This window comes from Lysobacter sp. 2RAF19 (assembly GCF_052115395.1).
Classification (GTDB): Bacteria; Pseudomonadota; Gammaproteobacteria; order Xanthomonadales; family Xanthomonadaceae; genus Noviluteimonas.
On record NZ_JBFRGO010000001.1, the window covers coordinates 357,186 to 374,660 of the forward strand.

Sequence of the window (17,475 nt, forward strand, 5' to 3'; positions counted from 1 at the left end):
CGCCCGTATCGTAGTTTCGCGGTGTTCAAACGGCTTCGAAGATGCCCGCCGCGCCCATGCCCGTGCCGATGCACATCGTGACCAGGCCGTACTTCTGCTTGCGACGGCGCATGCCGTGCACGATGGTCGCGGTACGCACCGCGCCGGTCGCACCGAGCGGATGGCCGAGCGCGATCGCGCCGCCGAGCGGATTGACCTTCGACGGATCGAGCTTCGAATCGCGGATCACCGCCAGTGCCTGCGCGGCGAAGGCTTCGTTCAATTCGATCCAGTCGATCGCATCGAGCGACAAGCCTGCCTGCGACAGCGCTTTCGGAATCGCCGCGATCGGGCCGATGCCCATCACTTCGGGGCGCACGCCGGCGACGCTGAAGCTGCGGAACTTCGCCAGCGGCGTCAGGCCGTAGTCCTTGATCGCCTGTTCCGACGCAAGCAGCACCGCGGCCGCGCCGTCGCTCATCTGCGAACTGTTGCCCGCGGTGACCGTGCCGCCGAACTGGCCGTTGCGGAATACCGGGCGCAGCTTGGCGAGCCCTTCGAGCGAGGTGTCCGGACGCGGGCCTTCATCGCGCTTCACGATGCGGCGCACTTCCTGGATGACGTTGCCATCGGGCAAGTGCGAGATCACTTCGTAGGGCGTGATTTCCGCGTCGAACTCGCCGGCCTGCATCGCCGCGAGCGCCTTCTGGTGCGAGGCCAGCGCGAATGCATCCTGGTCTTCGCGCGAGACCTTCCATTCCTCGGCGACCTTCTCGGCGGTGATGCCCATGCCGTAGGCGATGTTGATGTTCTCGCCGCCCTGCGCGAACACCGACGGGCTCAATGCCACCTTGTTGCCCATCATCGGCACCATCGACATCGATTCGGTGCCGCCGGCGAGCATCAGGTCGGCGTGGCCGAGGCGAATCTGGTCGGCGGCGAGCGCGACGGCCTGCAAACCCGACGAACAGAAGCGGTTGATGGTCTGCGCCGCGATGGTGTGCGGCAGCCCCGCGAGCAACGCGCCGATGCGCGCGACGTTCATGCCTTGCTCGCCCTCGGGCATCGCGCAGCCGATGATGATGTCGCCGATGCGCGAAGCATCGATGCCCGGCGCTTGGGCGACGACACTGCGCAGCGCGTGCGCGAGCATGTCGTCGGGGCGGGTGTTGCGGAACACGCCGCGCGGCGCCTTGCCGACGGGCGTGCGGGTGGCCGCGACGATGTAGGCCTCTTGTACTTGTTTGGTCATGTCAGTCAGTTCCTGAGCGGCTTGCCGGTCTTGAGCATGTGCGCGATGCGTTCCTGCGTCTTGGGCATCTGCGCCAGCGCCACGAAGTGTTCGCGCTCCAGGCGGAGCAGCCAGTCCTCGTCGACCAGCGTGCCGCGATCGATTTCGCCGCCGCACAACACGGTGGCGATGCGCGTGGCGATTTCGTAATCGTGCGGCGAGATGAAGCGGCCTTCGAGCATGTTGACGAGCATCATCTTGAACGTCGCGATGCCCACGTCGCCCGCGGCCTGGATGCGCCGCGCCGGCAACGGCGGGCGATAGCCCGAGTCGGCCAGCGCACGCGCCTGTGCACGCGCGACATCGAGCAGTTCGAAGGCGTTGAACACGACGCCGTCGCCTTCGCGCGCGAGCTTCAATTGCTTGGCTTCGACCGCGGAGGTGGACACCTTGCCCATCGCCACCGATTCGAAACCGGTCTTGAGCTGCGCGAAGACATCGCCGCCCGGTCCCGCGGCCTCGGACGCGCGCAGGGCGAGTTCCTTCAGGCCGCCGCCCGCAGGCAACAAACCGACGCCCGCTTCGACCAGGCCGACGTAGCTTTCCAGTGCGAACACCGAACGCGCGGCGTGCATCTGGAATTCGCAACCACCGCCGAGCGCCAGGCCGCGCACCGCGGCGACCACCGGCACGAGCGAATACTTGATGCGCTGGCTGGTGGCCTGGAAGTTGGCGACCATGCCTTCGAAGCCCTTGACGTCGCCGGCCTGCAACAGCCCGAGCGCACCGGCCAGGTCCGCACCGGCGGAGAAGGGCTCCTTCGGCTGCCAGATCACCAGGCCACGGAAGTCGCGTTCGGCGATCGCGATCGCTTCCTGCAACCCGTTGAGCACGTGGTCGTTGACGGTCTGCAGCTTGGTCTTGAAGCCGACCACCGCGATGTCGTCGCCTTCGTCGACCCACATGCGCACGCCGTCGTTCTCGAACACCGTGCGGCCCTGCGAGAACTTTTCGCCGAGCACCGGATCGGGGAAGCGCTGGCGCTGGTACACCGGATTGGACGAGCGGGGCACCATCGCGTTGCGCGCGGGGCTGTAGCTGCCCGCGGGACCGTGCACGCCGTCGCGGCCGTCGAACACCCAGTCGGGCAGCGGCGCGTTCGCCATCGCCTGGTTGCCGACGATGTCGTCGGCGATCCATTGCGCGACCTGCTTCCAGCCCGCGGCCTGCCAGGTTTCGAACGGGCCGAGCGACCAGCCGTAACCCCAGCGGATCGCGAGGTCGACGTCGCGCGCGGTGTCGGCGATGTCGGCCAGGTGGTACGCGGTGTAATGGAAGGTGTCGCGGAAGCAGGCCCACAGGAATTGCGCCTGCGGATGCTCGCTCGCGCGCAGGGCGGCGAACTTCTTCGCCGGGTCGCGTTCCTTCAGCATCTGCGCGACCGAAGGATCCAGCTCGCCGGCGCTGGCGCGGTAATCCTGCTGCGCAAGATCCACCACGAGGATGTCCTTGCCGCGCTTGGTGTAGAAGCCCGCGCCGCTCTTCTGGCCGAGCGCGCCCTTCGCGACCAATGCCTGCAGCCACGCGGGCGCGGCGAAGTATTGATGCCACGGATCGTTGGGCAGGGTGTCGGCCATCGTCTTGATCACGTGCGCCATCGTGTCCAGGCCGACGACGTCCGCGGTGCGGTAGGTCGCCGACTTCGGCCGCCCGATCGCGGGCCCGGTGAGCGCATCGACCGTGTCGAAGCCCAGGCCCAGGCGTTGGGTGTGGTGCATCGCGGCCAGCATCGAGAACACGCCGATGCGATTGCCGATGAAGTTGGGCGTGTCCTTCGCGATGACCACGCCCTTGCCCAGCGTGGTGACGAGGAACGTTTCCAGCGCTTCGAGGATCTCCGGATCGGTCGTCTGCGCCGGAATCAGTTCGGCCAGGTGCATGTAGCGCGGCGGGTTGAAGAAATGCACGCCGCAGAAGCGGTGGCGCAGCGCTTCGGGCAGCACGCCGGCCAGGGCATTGATGCCCAGGCCCGAGGTGTTGCTCGCGAGCACCGCGTGCTCCGGGACGAAGGGCGCGATCTTGCGATACAGCTCCTGTTTCCAGTCCATGCGCTCGGCGATCGCCTCGATCACCAGATCGCAGCCGCGCAACAGTTCGAGGCCGGTGTCGTAGTTGGCGGGAACGATGGCCTCGGCCAGCGCCTTGTCGGCGAGCGGCGCGGGGGAGAGCTTGGCCAGGTTCGCAATGGCCTTCAGCGCGATGCCGTCGGCCGGGCCTTCCTTGGAAGGCAGGTCGAACAGCACCGTATCGACGCCGGCATTGGTCAGGTGCGCGGCGATCTGCGCGCCCATCACGCCGGCGCCGAGCACGGCGGCCCGTCGTACAAGCAATTTCTTCGACATGTTACGTAAGCCCATGAAAGGGAAAAAGAAATGGGTACTACTTAAAGCAAAGCCTCAACTCTTGAAGCCGGCGGCCGCGAAGCGGATCAATTCCTCCGCCGCGTGCTGGCGATGCGCGGTTTCCGACACGCCCGAGGGGCGCTTGATCAAGCCGAAGTCGGCCATCGCATAGGTCAGGGCGCCGGACAGGAAGTCCAGTCGCCAATAAAGCGCTTCTTTGGTGAGCCCAGGCATACAGTGGGCGATGGCCTTCGCGAATTCGCGCAGAACGTGCCCGTATTGGTCGGACAGGAACTTGCGCAGGCCGTCATTTTTCTCGGCGTAGGCGCGCGCGATGACGCGGATGAAGGCGCCGCCGCCGTGGCGGTCCTGGGCCATGGCCAGCGCAGGTTCGACGAAGGCGGCGAGAATCGGCTCCAGTTCGCCCGGATGCGCCTTGATCGCGGTCTTCAGTGCCTCGAGGCGATGGGCGCTCATGTCGTCCATGCGGCGGCGGAAGACCTCGTTGACGAGGTTTTCCTTGCTGCCGAAGTGGTAGTTCACCGCGGCGATGTTGACGTCCGCGCGGCTGGTCACCTGGCGCAGCGAGGTGCCGGCGAAGCCGTATTGCGCGAAGAGTTCTTCGGCGGCGCCGAGGATGCGGTCCTTGGTGGAGAAGTGGACGGTGGTCGTCATGGCGCAGGGTCCTCGTTCGTCGTACAGGTTCGTCGCACGCGTTCAAACGGGCGGTTCAAACGCTTGCTTGGATCGTAGTCCGTACGCCGACGTATCGTCAAACGACCGATCCGCTCCTGCCGCTCACCTGAGGTTGCGTTCCACGCGTGCAAGTGCGGCGTCCAACGGCTAGAATTGCGTCCAGCCATATCGGCTAAACCCGCGTTCCGTCGCGGGTTTTTCTGTTATCCTCGGGCCGCGCGACAAGTCGCGAGCCCGCCTGCCCGGAGAGTTTCCAAATGGCGCTGGAGCGCACCCTTTCGATCATCAAGCCCGATGCCGTTGCCAAGAACGTCATCGGTGAAATCTATTCCCGCTTCGAGAAGAACGGCCTGAAGGTCGTCGCCGCGAAGATGAAGCACCTGTCGAAGCAGGAAGCCGAAGGGTTCTATGCCGTGCACCGCGAGCGCCCGTTCTTCGGCGCGCTGGTGAACTTCATGGTCTCCGGCCCGGTCATGATCCAGGTGCTCGAAGGCGAGAACGCGGTGCTGAAGAACCGCGACCTCATGGGCGCCACCAATCCGAAGGATGCCGCCGCGGGCACCATCCGCGCCGACTTCGCCGACTCGATCGACGCCAACGCCGTGCACGGCTCGGACTCGCTCGAGAACGCCGCGATCGAAATCGCGTACTTCTTCCCCGCCACCGACGTCTGCGCGCGCTGAGCGCGTGACACCCAAGGTCATCGAAACGAACGCAGTGAACGCGACTTCCACCAAACAGAACCTCCTCGAGCTCGACCGCGAGGGCCTGGAAAACTTCTTCGCCGACACCCTCGGCGAGAAGCGTTTCCGCGCGCACCAGGTGATGAAGTGGATCCACCATCGCTATGTCACCGATTTCGCGGGGATGACCGACCTGGGCAAGGCGCTGCGCGCCAAGCTCGAGGACGCGGCGGAAATCGTCGTGCCGAAGGTGCAATTCGAAAAGCCTTCGGCCGACGGCACGCACAAGTGGCTCCTCGGCATGGATGGCGGCAACGCCATCGAAACGGTGTTCATCCCCGACAAGGGCCGCGGCACGCTGTGCGTGTCCTCGCAGGTGGGCTGCGCGCTCAACTGCCAGTTCTGCTCCACGGCCACGCAGGGCTTCAACCGCAATCTTTCCACCGCCGAGATCATCGGGCAGGTGTGGGTCGCGGCGCGCCACCTCGGCAACGTCCCGCACCATCAGCGCAAGCTCACCAACGTGGTGATGATGGGCATGGGCGAGCCGCTCGCCAATTTCGACAACGTCGTGCGCGCGATGAACGTCATGCGCGACGACCTGGGCTTCGGCCTGGCCAACAAGCGCGTCACGCTGTCGACCGCGGGCATGGTCCCGATGATCGACAAGCTCGGCGAAGTCTGCGACGTCTCGCTCGCCATCTCGCTGCATGCACCGAACGACGAATTGCGCAGCGAACTCGTGCCGCTCAACAAGAAGTACCCGATCGCCGAACTGCTCGACTCCGCCGCCCGCTACGCGATGCGCAAGAAGGGCACCTCGATCACCTTCGAGTACACGCTGATGAAGGGCGTCAACGACCAGCCGCAGCATGCCAAGCAGCTTGCGCGCCTGATGCACAAGTTCGACAACGCCGTGCAGATGAAGGACGCGGCGAAGGTCAACCTCATTCCGTTCAATCCTTTCCCCGGCACGCGCTTCGAGCGCTCCGCGGACGAGGACATCCGCGCGTTCCAGAAAACCTTGCAGGAAGCGCGCGTGCTGGCGACGGTGCGGCGCACCCGCGGCGACGACATCGATGCGGCGTGCGGCCAGCTGAAGGGGCAGGTGCTCGATCGGACCCGGCGACAGGCCGCGTTCCGCAAGCACCTGGCCGAACAGGGGATCGGCGATGCGGCGGCCTGAGGTCGTCGTCGTCGCACTCCTGGTGGCCCTGGCCGGGGCCGGCTGTTCGCGTGTGGCCTTCATGAAGACCGACACCTCGCGCGGCAAGTTCGAGGAAACCAACGCGCCGGTCGTCGTCCACGACACGCCCGAGGCGCGCAATCGCACGCAATCGCGCAACGCATTGGGCATGTCCGAAGACGGCCTGCGCAGGGGCGACCTGGTCGCCGCCGAAAAATACGCGCGCCAGGCGCTGTCGATCGATCCCAACTCCGTCGGCGCCTACACGCTGCTGGCGGTGATCGCCGAACAGCAGGGGCAGTCCGCGCAGGCGGGCCAACACTACCAGCGCGCCTCGCAGCTCGCGCCGAACGACGGCCGCACGCTCAACAATTACGGCACCTGGCTGTGCAAGAACGGGCAGGCGAAGGCCTCGCTCGACTGGTTCGATCGCGCGCTCCAGGCGCCCGGCTACGCCACGCCCGAAGCCGCGCTCGCCAACTCGGGCAGCTGCGCGCTCGATGCCGGCGACGCCGTCCGCGCCGATCGCGACCTGCGCCAGGCCCTGGCGCTGGCGCCGGAAAATCCGGTCGCCCTGGCCGGGCTCGCGCGGGTGCAATTCCGGTCGGGCAACTATTTCGAAGCACGCGCGTTCTCCGAGCGCCGGCTGGCGGCTGCCCCGGCCGATGCCGATGCGCTAGTGCTTGCGTCACAGATCGAAGACAAACTCGGCGACAGTGCCGCGGCGGCGCGATACGTTCGCCGCTTGAGGGAGGAGTTCCCGGGCGCTGCGTCGGGGAACGCGGGGGGATCGAAGTCGCCATGACCAGCGAACACGAACACGCCTACGCATCCGGCGGAGAGCCCGGTGTCGGCGAGCGTTTGCGCAAGGCACGCATCAATGCGGGCCTGACGATCGACGATGTCTCCGACAAGCTCAAGATGCCCCATCGCGTCGTGGAAGCGATGGAAGCCGAAGACTGGAAGCGCCTCGGCGCGCCGGTCTACGTCCGCGGCCAGTTGCGCAGCTATTCGCGCCTGCTCGGCCTGGTGACCTCCACCACGCTCGCCGCTTCCGGCGTCGCGCCGATCGAACCCACGCCCATCGTCGCGCGCAGCTATACGCCGCGGATGACGCGCTGGTTCGAACAGGGCAAGCGTCGCCTGGTCTACATCATCCTGACCGCGGCGCTCGTCGTTCCCGCATGGCTGGCGACCAAGCCGCACATCATGGGCCGCACGGATCCGGCGACGGTGCAGTCGCTCGATGCGCCCGCCACCGGCACGCCGCTGGTCGGCGACGCCGACACGCCGGCGCCCGTCGCGAACGAACCCACGGTCGTGGCCTCGATGACGCCCAATCTTTCGCCGCGCCCGGTGGCGAAATCCGCGCTCGTGCTCCGCCTGACCGGCGACAGCTGGGTGCAGGTGCAGTCGCCCGACGGCCGCACGATCGAGAAGGGCCTGCTCCCGGCAGGCACCATGCGTTCCTATGCCGCCGGCGAAGTCGGCCGCGTCACGCTGGGCAACGCATCGGCGGTGGTGGTGCAGCAGGGCGATCGCCCGCAGGACCTGACGGCGTTCCGCCGCGCGAACGTCGCGCGCTTTACGGTATCCTCTGACGGTTCCCTGGCGCCGGTCGGCGACTGACCCACGCGCTTCAGGGCCCGCATGCGGGGCAGGCGTACGCGTCCCGCGCACGCGCGCGGCCCGCATCCCCCGACAGCAACAGTCCAAGAGACAGCCGAAGAGTCAGCATGGTCGATCATTTGCTCGATGAGCACGAACAAAGCGAACGCGTCCGCGGTTGGTTGCGCCAGAACGGTGGCGGCCTCATCGGCGGCATCGTCCTGGGCCTGGCCGTCATCGGCGGCTGGAACTGGTGGCAGAACCAGCAAGCCGGCCAACGCGCACAGATGGGCGCGCAATATTCGGAAGTCGTCGACGCCATCGGCGCGAACGACCTGAAGAAAGCCGCGGCCGAAAACGTCGCGCTGTCGAAGTCCGATACCGAATACGCCGCCCTGGCCGCGATGCAACTGGCGCGCGCGCAGGTGGAGAAGGGCGACCGCGACGCCGCCATCGCCACGCTCAAGGGCGTGCAGGCGAAGGACCCGGCGATCATGGGCGTCGTGCGCTCGCGCCTTGCGCGCCTGTACCTGGACGGCGGCAAGCCGCAGGATGCGCTCGCGCTGATCGGCGACAAGCCCGAAAGCGCCGCGGCGATCGAAGCGCGCGGCGATGCGCTCTTCGCGCTCGGCCGCACCGAAGATGCACGCGCCGCCTACACGCAGGCGCTGTCCAAACTCGACGTCGCCACCCCGGCGCGTCGCCTCGTCGAACTCAAGCTCATCCAGGTCGGCGGAAGCCCGGCCCGGCCGGAGGCCAGCATCTGATGTCTTCGCATTCCCGCATCGTTTCGCGCGCGGCGCTCGTCCTCGCGTGCGTGTTCGTCCTCGGCGGCTGCAGCACCGTCAAGGGGTGGTTCGGTGGCAAGGACGACAAGAAGGCCGCCGAACCGGCTGAACTGACCGACATCACGCCGACCGCCAAGGTCGCGAAGATGTGGTCGGTCGACGCCGGCAAGGGCGAAGGCAAGATCGGCGTGCGCCAGGGCCCGACGGTCGCCGACGGCAAGGTGTACGTGGCGGCGATCAAGGGCGGCGTCAGCGCGCTCGACCTGCAGACCGGCGCCGTGCAGTGGACCTACAAGCCGGCCGAAGTCGAAGACAAGCCCGACGTGCGCCTGTCCGGTGGCCCCGGCGTGGGCGGCGGCGTGGTGGCGGTCGGCGGGCTCGACGGCGAAGTGATCGCGCTCGATGCCGCGACCGGCACCGAGAAGTGGAAGGGCAGGGTCGGCGCCGAAGTCATCGCCGCGCCGGCGATCGGCGACGGCCTGGTGTTCGTGCACAGCAACGATGGTCGCGTGACCGCGTTCGACGCCGAAACCGGCGCGCGCCGCTGGTTCTGGCAGCGCGACTTGCCGGCGCTCACCGTGCGCGGCAACGACGCGGTGTTGATCGGCCCGGGCTTCGTGTTCGTCGGCAACGACGACGGCACGATCGCCGCGCTGTCGACCACCGATGGCCGCCTGTTGTGGGAACAGGCCGTCGCGCAAAACGAAGGCCGCAGCGAACTCGATCGCATGTCCGACGTCGACGGCACGCCCGTCCTCGATGGCACGACGATCTACGCCACCAGCTTCAAGAAGGTCACGCTGGCGCTCGACGGCCCGACCGGCCGCTCGCTGTGGCAGCGCGAAAACGGTGGCGCGGGCCGCATCGGCAACGCACCCGACCGCCTGGTCGTGTCCGATCCGGCCGGCACCGTGTGGGCCATCGACAAGGCCTCCGGTGGCGCGCTGTGGTCGCAGCCTGCGCTCGCACGCCGCAAGGTCACCGGCGTGGCGGTGCAGGGCGATTACGCCGTGGTCGCCGACTACGACGGCTACGTGCATTGGCTGCGCCTGTCCGATGGTGCGTTCGCGGCGCGTGCGCGCGTCGGCGGCGATCCGGTGAAGGCCGCGCCCGTCGTGTCCGACGGCGTCCTCCTCATCCAGAACACCGACGGCGAAGTCACGGCTTTCCGTCTGCAGTAAGGGTCAAAATGCTTCCCCTCGTCGCGCTGGTAGGTCGTCCGAACGTCGGGAAGTCGACGCTGTTCAATGCGTTGACGCGCTCGCGCGATGCCCTCGTGCACGACGAGCCCGGCGTCACGCGCGATCGCAACTACGGCGTGTGCCGCCTGGATCCCGAGCGCCCGTTCGTGCTCGTGGATACCGGCGGCATCGCCGGCAGCGAGGAAGGCCTGGCCGGCGCCACCGCGCGCCAGTCGCGTTCGGCGGCCGAAGAAGCCGACCTGATCCTCTTCATCGTCGACGGCCGCGAAGGCGCGTCCTCGATCGACGACGAGATCCTCGCGTGGCTGCGCAAGGTCGACACGCCGACCTTCCTGGTCGTCAACAAGATCGACGGCCTGGATCCGCAGGCCGCGCTCGCCGAATTCGCGCGCTACGGTTTCAAGGACGTGCTCGCCACCTCCTCGGCGCACAAGACCGGCATCGATACGCTGTTCGCGCGTGCGCTCGAAGTGCTTCCGAAAGATGGCGACACCGCCATCCTCGACGACGATCCCGAGCGCATGCGCGTGGCCTTCGTCGGCCGCCCGAACGTCGGCAAGTCCACGCTGGTCAACCGCATCCTCGGCGAGGAGCGGATGATCGCTTCCGACGTGCCGGGCACGACGCGCGATTCGATCGCCGTCGACCTGGAACGCGACGGCCGCAAGTACCGCCTGATCGACACCGCCGGCCTGCGGCGCAAGGGCCGCGTGGAAGAGGCCGTCGAGAAGTTCTCGATCGTCAAGACGCTGCAGGCGATCGAACACTGCCAGGTCGCGGTGATCATGCTCGACGCCGTCGAAGGCGTGACCGAACAGGACGCGAGCGTCCTCGGCGCGGTGCTCGACGCCGGCCGCGCGCTGGTCGTGGCGGTCAACAAGTGGGACGGGCTAAGCGACTACCAGCGCCAGCAGAACGAAGCGCTGCTCTCGCGCAAGCTCGCCTTCGTCGAGTGGGCCGAAGCGGTGCGCATCTCCGCGCTGCACGGCTCGGGCCTGCGCGAACTGTTCAAGGCCGTGCACCGCGCGCATGCGTCGGCCACGCGCAAGTTCACCACCGCCGAAATCACCAAGGCGATGGAGATCGCGTACGAAACCAACCCGCCGCCGGTCGTGCGCGGGCACGTCGCGAAGCTGCGTTACACGCACCCCGGCGGCGAGAATCCGCCGACCTTCATCGTGCATGGCTCACGCCTGCGCACGCTGTCGGATTCGTATCGCCGGTACCTGGAAAACTTCTTCCGCAAGCGCTTCAAGCTGGTGGGCACGCCGATCCGTTTCATCTTCCGGGAAGGCGAAAACCCCTACAAGGACAAGCCGAAGAATGCGCTCACCGAGCGCCAGGTCGCGAAGAAGCGGCGCCTGATGCGGCACGTCAAGGGCAAGTAAGGCCCGCGTGATCGCGCCGCGGGACATCGCGCTCGGGATCCTCGCCGGTGGCCGCGGCACGCGGCTGGGTGGCATCGACAAGGCCTGGATCGAGCGCGGTGGCATCGCGCAGGTGCAGCGTTTGGCCGATCGCTTCGAACGCGAAGTCGCGCAAGTGCTGGTGAGCGCCAATCGCGATCTCGAACGCTACGCATCACTCGGCCTGATCGCGGTGCCGGATCGCGCGCCGGACCTCGGCCCCATCGGCGGCCTGGATGCACTGGCACAAGCGTGCACGCAACCCTGGTTGCTCACCGTTCCCGTCGACCTGGTGTTCGTCAACGATTGCCTGGTGCCCACGCTGGCCAGCGCGGGCGGGCAGGGCGCGAGCATCGAAGACGACGACGGTCCGCAGCCCCTGGTCGCGTTGTGGCATCTCGAAGCGCTGCGCGCTGCGGTGCTCGCCAGCGAAGACCGTTCGGTCCAGGCGCTGCAACAACGCCTCAAGATGCCGCGCATCCGCCTGCCGGGCGTTCGCCTCGGCAACCTCAACACGCCCGACGATCTGGTCGCGGCCCAGGCCCGGCTTCCCTGACATGCGCGACCATCGACATGCTTGATCACTTCCCCACGCAACTGACGTTCGATCAAGCGCAGGCCATCATCGATGCGAGCGCGGCCGAACATCGCTTGCCGATCGAACGCCTCGCCCTGGCGCGCACGCACCAGCGCATCCTTGCGCAGGAGGTGGTCGCACCGATCCCGCAGCCGCCCTTCGACAACAGCGCGATGGACGGTTACGCCGTGCGCCATGCCGATCTCGCGCAAGGCGAAACGATCCTGCAATTGGTCGGCGAACAATTCGCCGGTCGTGCGCGAGACCTGCACGTGCAGGCGGGCGAATGCATCCGCATCACCACTGGTGCGCCGATGCCGCGGGGTGCCGATACCGTCGTCATCCGCGAAGTCGTACGCGTCGAGGGCGATCGCATCGCGATTCCCGCCGGCATTCGCGCCGGCGCCAACGTGCGCCACGCGGGCGAAGACGTCGAAGTGGGCGACGCGGTGTTCGCGCCGGGTCTCGTCCTGACGCCAGCGCGCGTGGCCACCGCCGCATCGCTCGGCATCGATCAACTCGCGGTGTCCGCGCGGCCCACGGTCGCCGTTTTCACCACCGGCGACGAACTCGTACCGCCGGGCATTCCGCTCGAACCGGGCCAGATCCACGACAGCAACCGCGAGTTGCTGATGGGCCTGCTGCGCGCCGACGGGCTCGAACCCACCGCGTGGCCCACCTTGCCCGACGATCCCGAGCGCATCGCTTCGACGCTGCGCGACGCCGCATCGAGTTTCGATGTCGTGATCACCTGCGGCGCGGTGTCGGCCGGCGAGAAGGACCACGTGCCCGCGCTGCTGGACGCGCACGGCCGCATCGCGTTCTGGAAGGTGCGCATGAAACCGGGGATGCCGCTGTTGTTCGGCGACCTCGACCGCGCACGCTTCCTGGGATTGCCCGGCAATCCGGTCTCGGTCTTCGCGACCTATGCCACGCTCGGGCGCCGCCTGATCGATAGGCTGCAGGGGCGTACGGAAGCGCGCCGCCAGTTCCGGGCGCGCCTGTCGGCACCGATCGACAAGACGCACGCGCGCCGCGAATTCATCCGTGGCCGCCTCACCGCCGGCGAAGACGGCACGCTTCATATCGCACCTGACGCCGCCACCGGTTCGCACCACCTGCGCGCCGCGGCGATGGCCGATGCACTGATCGTCGTTCCGGACGGGCCGCAGCAGCTTTCCATCGGCGATGTCGTCGACGTGCTGCCGTATTAACGTTCGAGGCGGATAATCCCCGAATGTCCGTCCACGAACGCACCCCCGCCGAAGCCCTCGCACGCCAGCAGGCCGGCGCGCTGTTGATCGATGTCCGCGACGCGCACGAGCGCGCGCTCGGCACCGCGCACGGCGCACGCGGCATCGCGCGTGCGGACCTCGAAGCCGACCCGTCGACGCACTTGCCCGACACCGCCGCCGAGATATTGCTGATCTGCCAGAGCGGCCGGCGTTCGCAATTCGCCGCCGATGCGCTGGCCTCGCACGGCTATACGAACCTGGCTTCCGTCATCGGGGGAACGGTCGCGTGGTCGGCCGCGGGCCTGCCGATGGAGGCGCCCGAGCTCGACGAGGATTTCAGCGATCGCTATTCGCGCCACCTGCGCTTGCCCGAAGTCGGGCTTGCCGGACAGAAACGCCTGGAAGCGGCCACGGTGCTCGTGATCGGTGCCGGCGGGCTCGGTTCGCCGGTCGCGTATTACCTTGCGGCCGCGGGCGTGGGCACCTTGCGCATCGCCGACGATGATGTCGTGGATCGCAGCAACCTGCAGCGGCAGATCCTGCATACCGATGCGCGCATCGGCGTGTCGAAGGTCGAGAGTGCGCAGATCACGTTGAACGCGCTCAATCCGCGCACGCGCATCGAGGCCATCGACGAACGCGTGACTTCCGACAACGTCGAACGCCTGCTGGAAGGCGTCGACCTCGTCGTCGACGGCGCCGACAACTTCGCCGCGCGCTACCTGCTCAACGATGCATGCGTGAAACTCGGCAAGCCGCTGGTGTACGGTGCGGTGCATCGGTTCGAAGGGCAGGTGGGCGTGTTCGACGCGGGGCGGCATCGCGGTTCGGCGCCGTGCTATCGCTGCCTGTTCCCCGAACCGCCGCCGCCGGAAGCGGCGCCCAATTGCGCCGAAGCCGGCGTGCTCGGCGTGGTGCCGGGGCTGATCGGATTGCTGCAGGCGACCGAGGCGATCAAGTTGATCCTCGGCATCGGCACGCCGCTGACCGGCCGCCTGTTGCACGTCGATACCCTGGGCCTGCGCTTCCGCGAAACCCGCCTGGCGCCCGACCCCGATTGCCCGGTGTGTCCGCCCGGGCGTGATTTTCCCGGTTACATCGACTATGCGAGGTTCTGCGCAGGGGGCTGAACCGCCGGCCCCACGACGGGACCGGGGGTGACATGGAAGTTGCAGTCCGCAAGCAGGTCGCTTCGTTGTTGCTGTTGGTCGCACTTACCTTCGCGGGCCTGCACGATGCTCGCGCAGGCGAGCCGTGCGACATCGCCGCGCCGCCGGCGACCACCTGGGGCCAGCGCGTCGCCGCGGTGGCCTGCGCCGAAAGCCGGTTGTGGTTCTCGCCGTTCCTCGACGAGCAAGGGCGCCTGGCGAGCATCCGCGTGGCCGAAGCCGAGAACAGCCGCCTGCAGGACGGCACCACCATGGCATGGCGTCGCGTCGTGGATTACTGGAAGGGCACCGGCCTGCTGTACGGGATGTCCGGCCACATGGGCGCGAACGAATGCGGCTATTCGCTCGATGTCTGGCCCGGATCGGCCGCGTGCCGCGCCTTCGTCATCGATACGCCGTGGTCGGCGACTTTCGTCTCCTTCGTCTACGTGCGCGCGGGCGTGCCCGGGTTCGCGCCGTCGGCGAGTCATTTCGATTTCGTGCGCCAAGCCTTGAAGGGCGGGCCGGATGCGCCGTTGCGCTTCGCCGATCCCGACACACAAGCGCCGGCGGTCGGCGACTTGCTGTGCTTCACGCGCGGGCAGAGCGTGCCGATGGGGTCGGCGGGCATTCGCGCGTACGTCGACCGCGGTGGCGACAACATCGCCATGCATTGCGACATCGTGGTGTCGATCGACGACGGGAAACTCTACGCCGTGGGCGGCAACGTCCTGCAGGGCGTCACGATGCGCACGCTGCACGTCAACCGCACCGGCGCGCTGTGGAACCTGCCGCATCGCGGCACGATGACCGTGGCATGTACGCCCGGCGCGAGTGCAGGGTGCACGTTCAATCGACAGGATTGGGTGGCGCTGTTGAAACTGGAACCCAAGGCGGGCGCGCCGCCGCCGATGCCGGCCGCGCCGGTGCAATGCTGCACGCTGTGCCCGTTGCCGATGCCGGCGAACATGCAGCGCTGCCCGGTCGAACCCAAGCCACTGACGCCACCGGCGCCTGCCGCGGTGCCCGCGACGCCCTGATCAGGCGGCGGGCGTGGCGCGTTTGGGCCGCGGCTTGGTGCGCTCGTCCATCTGCACGCCGAGCACGGCGTTGCAGTGGATGCAGGAGAACGTCATCACGCGCCGCTGCTTGGTGGCGCCGTCGACGGTCGCGATGGCTTGTTCGACGTTGACGTGCAGCACGCGCATGTCGCACTTCGGGCATTTCGCCTGGTTCATCATCAAGGGGTCCCCACGAAGGCCATGAGCGATCGCGCGTAGGTGGCGCTCGCGGCGACCGTCGCGTGATCGTCGTTCGGCAGGTCGAGCACGTCGGCTTTGCGACGCAGCGATGCGATCAGGTTGTCCGTGTTGGCGGCAGGCACGACGTCGTCGCGGCCGGCGCGCACGATCAGCAAGGGGCCCTTGTAGTCGCGCAGGTAAGTCGCCTGTTCGTACTTGTCCTGCAGCAGCCATTTCACCGGGAGCCACGGGTAATGCGTCTGCGCGACGTTCGCCATGCTGTCGAATGGCGTGACGAGCACGAGCTTGGCGACGGGCCGTTTGGACGCGACGTAACTGGCCACCGCGCTGCCGAGGCTGCGCCCGATCACGACGATTTTCGCGCCGGGCTGGCGCGCCTGCACCTGGTCGAAGACGGCGAGGGCGTCTTCGAGGATGTCGGCCTGCGTCGGCGTGCCTTCGCTCGCGCCGTAACCGCGATACGGCACCAGGTAGATACTCGAATTCGGGAACCACTTGGCGAAGTCGGCCTTGCGCAACTCGATGCGTTCGGCGTTGCCGCCGAAGTACACCACCGCGCCCGGCTGCCCGATGTTCACCAGCCAACCATTGAGCATCACCCCGTTGCGGGCGATGCCGAAGTCGGTCTGCGCCGGATCGGACTTGGTGGCCTGCGGCAGGTAGAGGATGTCGCGCTGCTTGGCGTACATCCATCCGCACACACCGGCATAGGCGAGGACCGGGGCGGCGGCGATCAAGGTGATCACGACGGGCTTGCGGAGTTTCATCGCGGTGCCTCCTTGCGTTGCGCGGCCTCGAAGGCGGCCAGTTGTTCGGGCGTCGCCTCGCGCTGGTGTCGGGCCTTCCATTGCGCGAAGGGTTCGCCGTAGACAGTGTCCCGGGCCTCTTCCTTCGTCAACGCGATTCCTCGGTGTTCTGCGGCCTCGCGGTACCAATCGGCCAGGCAATTGCGGCAGAAGCCGGCCACCGTCATCAGATCGATGTTCTGCACGTCCGCGCGCTCGCGCATGAGGTGCTCGACCAGGCGGCGGAACACCGCGGCCTCCAGTTGTGTATTTTCGTAGTCCTGCCCGCTCATGCGTCGTGCTCGTTGCCTTTGGTGGCCCTCGTGGTCGCGAGGCTACAACGGGTCGGCAATAATGTCCGGCCCTGACTCCAACATACGGCCGGTCGCCTGCACATGACGATGCCCCCCGCCCGCATCCTCGACGGCAAGCGGATCGCCGAGGAACTGCTCGATTCGCTCGCCGCCCGGGTCACCGCACGGGTCGCGGCGGGCAAACCGCGCCCGGGCCTGGCCGTGGTCCTGGTGGGCAACGACCCGGCCTCGTCGGTCTACGTGCGCAACAAGCGCCGGGCCGCGGAGAAGGTGGGGATCCGCGCGATCGACCACGACCTCCCGGCCACGACCACCGACGCGCAACTCCTGGCGCTCGTCGACCGCCTCAACGCCGACCCCGAGGTCCACGGCATCCTGGTCCAGTTGCCCTTGCCCGACCGGCGCGATGCGACCGAGCTGATCCACCGCATCGACCCGCGCAAGGACGTCGACGGCTTCCATCCCGAGAACGTCGGCCACCTGGCCCTGCGCCAGTTCGGCCTGCGGCCCTGCACGCCGCGCGGCATCACGACCCTGCTGGCCTACACCGACCGCCCCGTGCGCGGTGCCAGCGCGACGATCGTGGGCGTCTCCAACCACGTCGGCCGCCCGATGGCGCTGGAGCTGCTGATCGCCGGCTGCACGGTCACGGCCTGCCACAAGTTCACGCCGCCCGACGTGCTCGAGGCCTCCGTGCGCAACGCCGACATCCTCGTCGTCGCCGTGGGCCGCCCCGGGCTGGTCCCCGGCGAGTGGGTCAAGGAAGGCGCGGTGGTGATCGACGTGGGCATCAACCGCCTCGACGACGGCCGGCTGGTCGGCGACGTCGGTTTCGAAGCGGCCGCCAAGCGCGCCAGCTGGATCACGCCGGTCCCCGGCGGGGTGGGGCCCATGACCGTTGCGACACTCATGCAGAACACACTGGAGGCGGCAGAGGCATCGGACGCGGGCTGATTCCGGCTACAATGTCGCG

Annotated in this window: 18 protein-coding genes; 12 read left to right on the forward strand and 6 right to left on the reverse strand. The window is 67.8% G+C overall.

What is annotated here, in order from left to right; genetic code table 11:
* Window positions 1-25 precede the first annotated feature (25 nt).
* The 3 genes from AB4059_RS01890 to AB4059_RS01900 are packed head-to-tail and all read right to left on the reverse strand — an operon-like array spanning window position 26 to window position 4,287.
* Window positions 26-1,231, reverse strand: a complete 1,206-nt coding sequence (locus tag AB4059_RS01890; RefSeq protein ID WP_498976099.1) for an acetyl-CoA C-acyltransferase — start codon at window positions 1,229-1,231, stop codon at window positions 26-28.
* A 5-nt stretch (window positions 1,232-1,236) separates the two neighbouring features.
* Window positions 1,237-3,612, reverse strand: a complete 2,376-nt coding sequence (locus tag AB4059_RS01895; RefSeq protein WP_498976101.1) for a 3-hydroxyacyl-CoA dehydrogenase/enoyl-CoA hydratase family protein — start codon at window positions 3,610-3,612, stop codon at window positions 1,237-1,239.
* A 54-nt stretch (window positions 3,613-3,666) separates the two neighbouring features.
* Window positions 3,667-4,287, reverse strand: a complete 621-nt coding sequence (locus tag AB4059_RS01900; RefSeq protein ID WP_498976103.1) for a TetR/AcrR family transcriptional regulator — start codon at window positions 4,285-4,287, stop codon at window positions 3,667-3,669.
* A 278-nt stretch (window positions 4,288-4,565) separates the two neighbouring features.
* On the opposite strand from AB4059_RS01900, the gene ndk reads away from it, so the two are divergent.
* The 11 genes from ndk to AB4059_RS01955 all read left to right on the forward strand — a co-directional run bounded on the left by ndk (window position 4,566) and on the right by AB4059_RS01955 (window position 15,181).
* Window positions 4,566-4,991, forward strand: a complete 426-nt coding sequence (gene ndk, locus AB4059_RS01905; RefSeq protein WP_498976105.1) for a nucleoside-diphosphate kinase — start codon at window positions 4,566-4,568, stop codon at window positions 4,989-4,991.
* Window positions 4,992-4,995: 4 nt separating this feature from the next.
* Complete coding sequence (gene rlmN, locus AB4059_RS01910; protein WP_498976107.1) at window positions 4,996-6,177, forward strand: dual-specificity RNA methyltransferase RlmN; 1,182 nt, start codon at window positions 4,996-4,998, stop codon at window positions 6,175-6,177.
* Window positions 6,164-6,982, forward strand: a complete 819-nt coding sequence (gene pilW, locus AB4059_RS01915) for a type IV pilus biogenesis/stability protein PilW (RefSeq protein ID WP_498976109.1) — start codon at window positions 6,164-6,166, stop codon at window positions 6,980-6,982. The genes rlmN and pilW overlap by 14 nt, the downstream gene beginning before the upstream one ends.
* Complete coding sequence (locus AB4059_RS01920; protein ID WP_498976111.1) at window positions 6,979-7,806, forward strand: RodZ domain-containing protein; 828 nt, start codon at window positions 6,979-6,981, stop codon at window positions 7,804-7,806. The genes pilW and AB4059_RS01920 overlap by 4 nt, the downstream gene beginning before the upstream one ends.
* 107 nt (window positions 7,807-7,913) lie before the next feature.
* Complete coding sequence (locus AB4059_RS01925) at window positions 7,914-8,552, forward strand: YfgM family protein (protein ID WP_498976113.1); 639 nt, start codon at window positions 7,914-7,916, stop codon at window positions 8,550-8,552.
* Entirely contained in the window at window positions 8,552-9,754 is a 1,203-nt protein-coding gene (gene bamB, locus AB4059_RS01930) for an outer membrane protein assembly factor BamB (protein ID WP_498976115.1), read from the forward strand. Before AB4059_RS01925 ends, bamB begins: the two co-directional genes overlap by 1 nt.
* 8 nt (window positions 9,755-9,762) lie before the next feature.
* Window positions 9,763-11,163: a ribosome biogenesis GTPase Der gene (gene der, locus AB4059_RS01935; protein WP_498976117.1), complete on the forward strand. Its 1,401-nt coding sequence runs from the start codon at window positions 9,763-9,765 to the stop codon at window positions 11,161-11,163.
* 7 nt (window positions 11,164-11,170) lie between these two features.
* Window positions 11,171-11,737, forward strand: coding sequence for a molybdenum cofactor guanylyltransferase (mobA, locus tag AB4059_RS01940; RefSeq protein ID WP_498976120.1), 567 nt, complete (start codon window positions 11,171-11,173; stop codon window positions 11,735-11,737).
* Window positions 11,738-11,754: 17 nt separating this feature from the next.
* Window positions 11,755-12,972 carry a molybdopterin molybdotransferase MoeA gene (locus AB4059_RS01945; protein WP_498976122.1) on the forward strand — a complete coding sequence of 406 codons (1,218 nt, stop codon included), beginning with the start codon at window positions 11,755-11,757 and terminating at the stop codon, window positions 12,970-12,972.
* 23 nt (window positions 12,973-12,995) lie between these two features.
* Window positions 12,996-14,123: a molybdopterin-synthase adenylyltransferase MoeB gene (gene moeB, locus AB4059_RS01950; protein WP_498976124.1), complete on the forward strand. Its 1,128-nt coding sequence runs from the start codon at window positions 12,996-12,998 to the stop codon at window positions 14,121-14,123.
* A 32-nt stretch (window positions 14,124-14,155) separates the two neighbouring features.
* Window positions 14,156-15,181 carry a DUF2272 domain-containing protein gene (locus AB4059_RS01955; protein ID WP_498976126.1) on the forward strand — a complete coding sequence of 342 codons (1,026 nt, stop codon included), beginning with the start codon at window positions 14,156-14,158 and terminating at the stop codon, window positions 15,179-15,181.
* Here AB4059_RS01955 and AB4059_RS01960 read toward each other — a convergent pair whose 3' ends face one another.
* From AB4059_RS01960 to AB4059_RS01970, 3 genes are read right to left on the reverse strand one after another with little or no spacing between them, the layout of a single operon-like run.
* On the reverse strand, window positions 15,182-15,349 hold the full coding sequence (locus AB4059_RS01960; RefSeq protein ID WP_498976128.1) for a hypothetical protein: 168 nt from the start codon (window positions 15,347-15,349) through the stop codon (window positions 15,182-15,184).
* A 32-nt stretch (window positions 15,350-15,381) separates the two neighbouring features.
* Entirely contained in the window at window positions 15,382-16,170 is a 789-nt protein-coding gene (locus AB4059_RS01965; protein WP_498976130.1) for an alpha/beta hydrolase, read from the reverse strand.
* Window positions 16,167-16,481 (reverse strand): DUF1244 domain-containing protein, encoded by a 315-nt coding sequence (locus AB4059_RS01970; RefSeq protein ID WP_498976132.1) that lies wholly within the window; start codon window positions 16,479-16,481, stop codon window positions 16,167-16,169. Before AB4059_RS01970 ends, AB4059_RS01965 begins: the two co-directional genes overlap by 4 nt.
* Before the next feature lie 102 nt (window positions 16,482-16,583).
* On the opposite strand from AB4059_RS01970, the gene folD reads away from it, so the two are divergent.
* Window positions 16,584-17,456: a bifunctional methylenetetrahydrofolate dehydrogenase/methenyltetrahydrofolate cyclohydrolase FolD gene (folD, locus tag AB4059_RS01975; RefSeq protein WP_498976134.1), complete on the forward strand. Its 873-nt coding sequence runs from the start codon at window positions 16,584-16,586 to the stop codon at window positions 17,454-17,456.
* Window positions 17,457-17,475 lie beyond the last annotated feature (19 nt).

Bases quoted from the DNA above. Each gene is read 5' to 3' on its own strand.
- AB4059_RS01890 (WP_498976099.1), bottom strand. From the start codon at position 1,231: ATGACCAAACAAGTACAAGAGGCCTACATCGTCGCGGCCACCCGCACG.
- AB4059_RS01895 (WP_498976101.1), bottom strand. From the start codon at position 3,612: ATGTCGAAGAAATTGCTTGTACGACGGGCCGCCGTGCTCGGCGCCGGC.
- AB4059_RS01900 (WP_498976103.1), bottom strand. From the start codon at position 4,287: ATGACGACCACCGTCCACTTCTCCACCAAGGACCGCATCCTCGGCGCC.
- ndk (WP_498976105.1), top strand. From the start codon at position 4,566: ATGGCGCTGGAGCGCACCCTTTCGATCATCAAGCCCGATGCCGTTGCC.
- pilW (WP_498976109.1), top strand. From the start codon at position 6,164: ATGCGGCGGCCTGAGGTCGTCGTCGTCGCACTCCTGGTGGCCCTGGCC.
- AB4059_RS01920 (WP_498976111.1), top strand. From the start codon at position 6,979: ATGACCAGCGAACACGAACACGCCTACGCATCCGGCGGAGAGCCCGGT.
- AB4059_RS01925 (WP_498976113.1), top strand. From the start codon at position 7,914: ATGGTCGATCATTTGCTCGATGAGCACGAACAAAGCGAACGCGTCCGC.
- bamB (WP_498976115.1), top strand. From the start codon at position 8,552: ATGTCTTCGCATTCCCGCATCGTTTCGCGCGCGGCGCTCGTCCTCGCG.
- der (WP_498976117.1), top strand. From the start codon at position 9,763: ATGCTTCCCCTCGTCGCGCTGGTAGGTCGTCCGAACGTCGGGAAGTCG.
- AB4059_RS01945 (WP_498976122.1), top strand. From the start codon at position 11,755: ATGCTTGATCACTTCCCCACGCAACTGACGTTCGATCAAGCGCAGGCC.
- moeB (WP_498976124.1), top strand. From the start codon at position 12,996: ATGTCCGTCCACGAACGCACCCCCGCCGAAGCCCTCGCACGCCAGCAG.
- AB4059_RS01955 (WP_498976126.1), top strand. From the start codon at position 14,156: ATGGAAGTTGCAGTCCGCAAGCAGGTCGCTTCGTTGTTGCTGTTGGTC.
- AB4059_RS01960 (WP_498976128.1), bottom strand. From the start codon at position 15,349: ATGCGCGTGCTGCACGTCAACGTCGAACAAGCCATCGCGACCGTCGAC.
- AB4059_RS01965 (WP_498976130.1), bottom strand. From the start codon at position 16,170: ATGAAACTCCGCAAGCCCGTCGTGATCACCTTGATCGCCGCCGCCCCG.
- AB4059_RS01970 (WP_498976132.1), bottom strand. From the start codon at position 16,481: ATGAGCGGGCAGGACTACGAAAATACACAACTGGAGGCCGCGGTGTTC.
- folD (WP_498976134.1), top strand. From the start codon at position 16,584: ATGACGATGCCCCCCGCCCGCATCCTCGACGGCAAGCGGATCGCCGAG.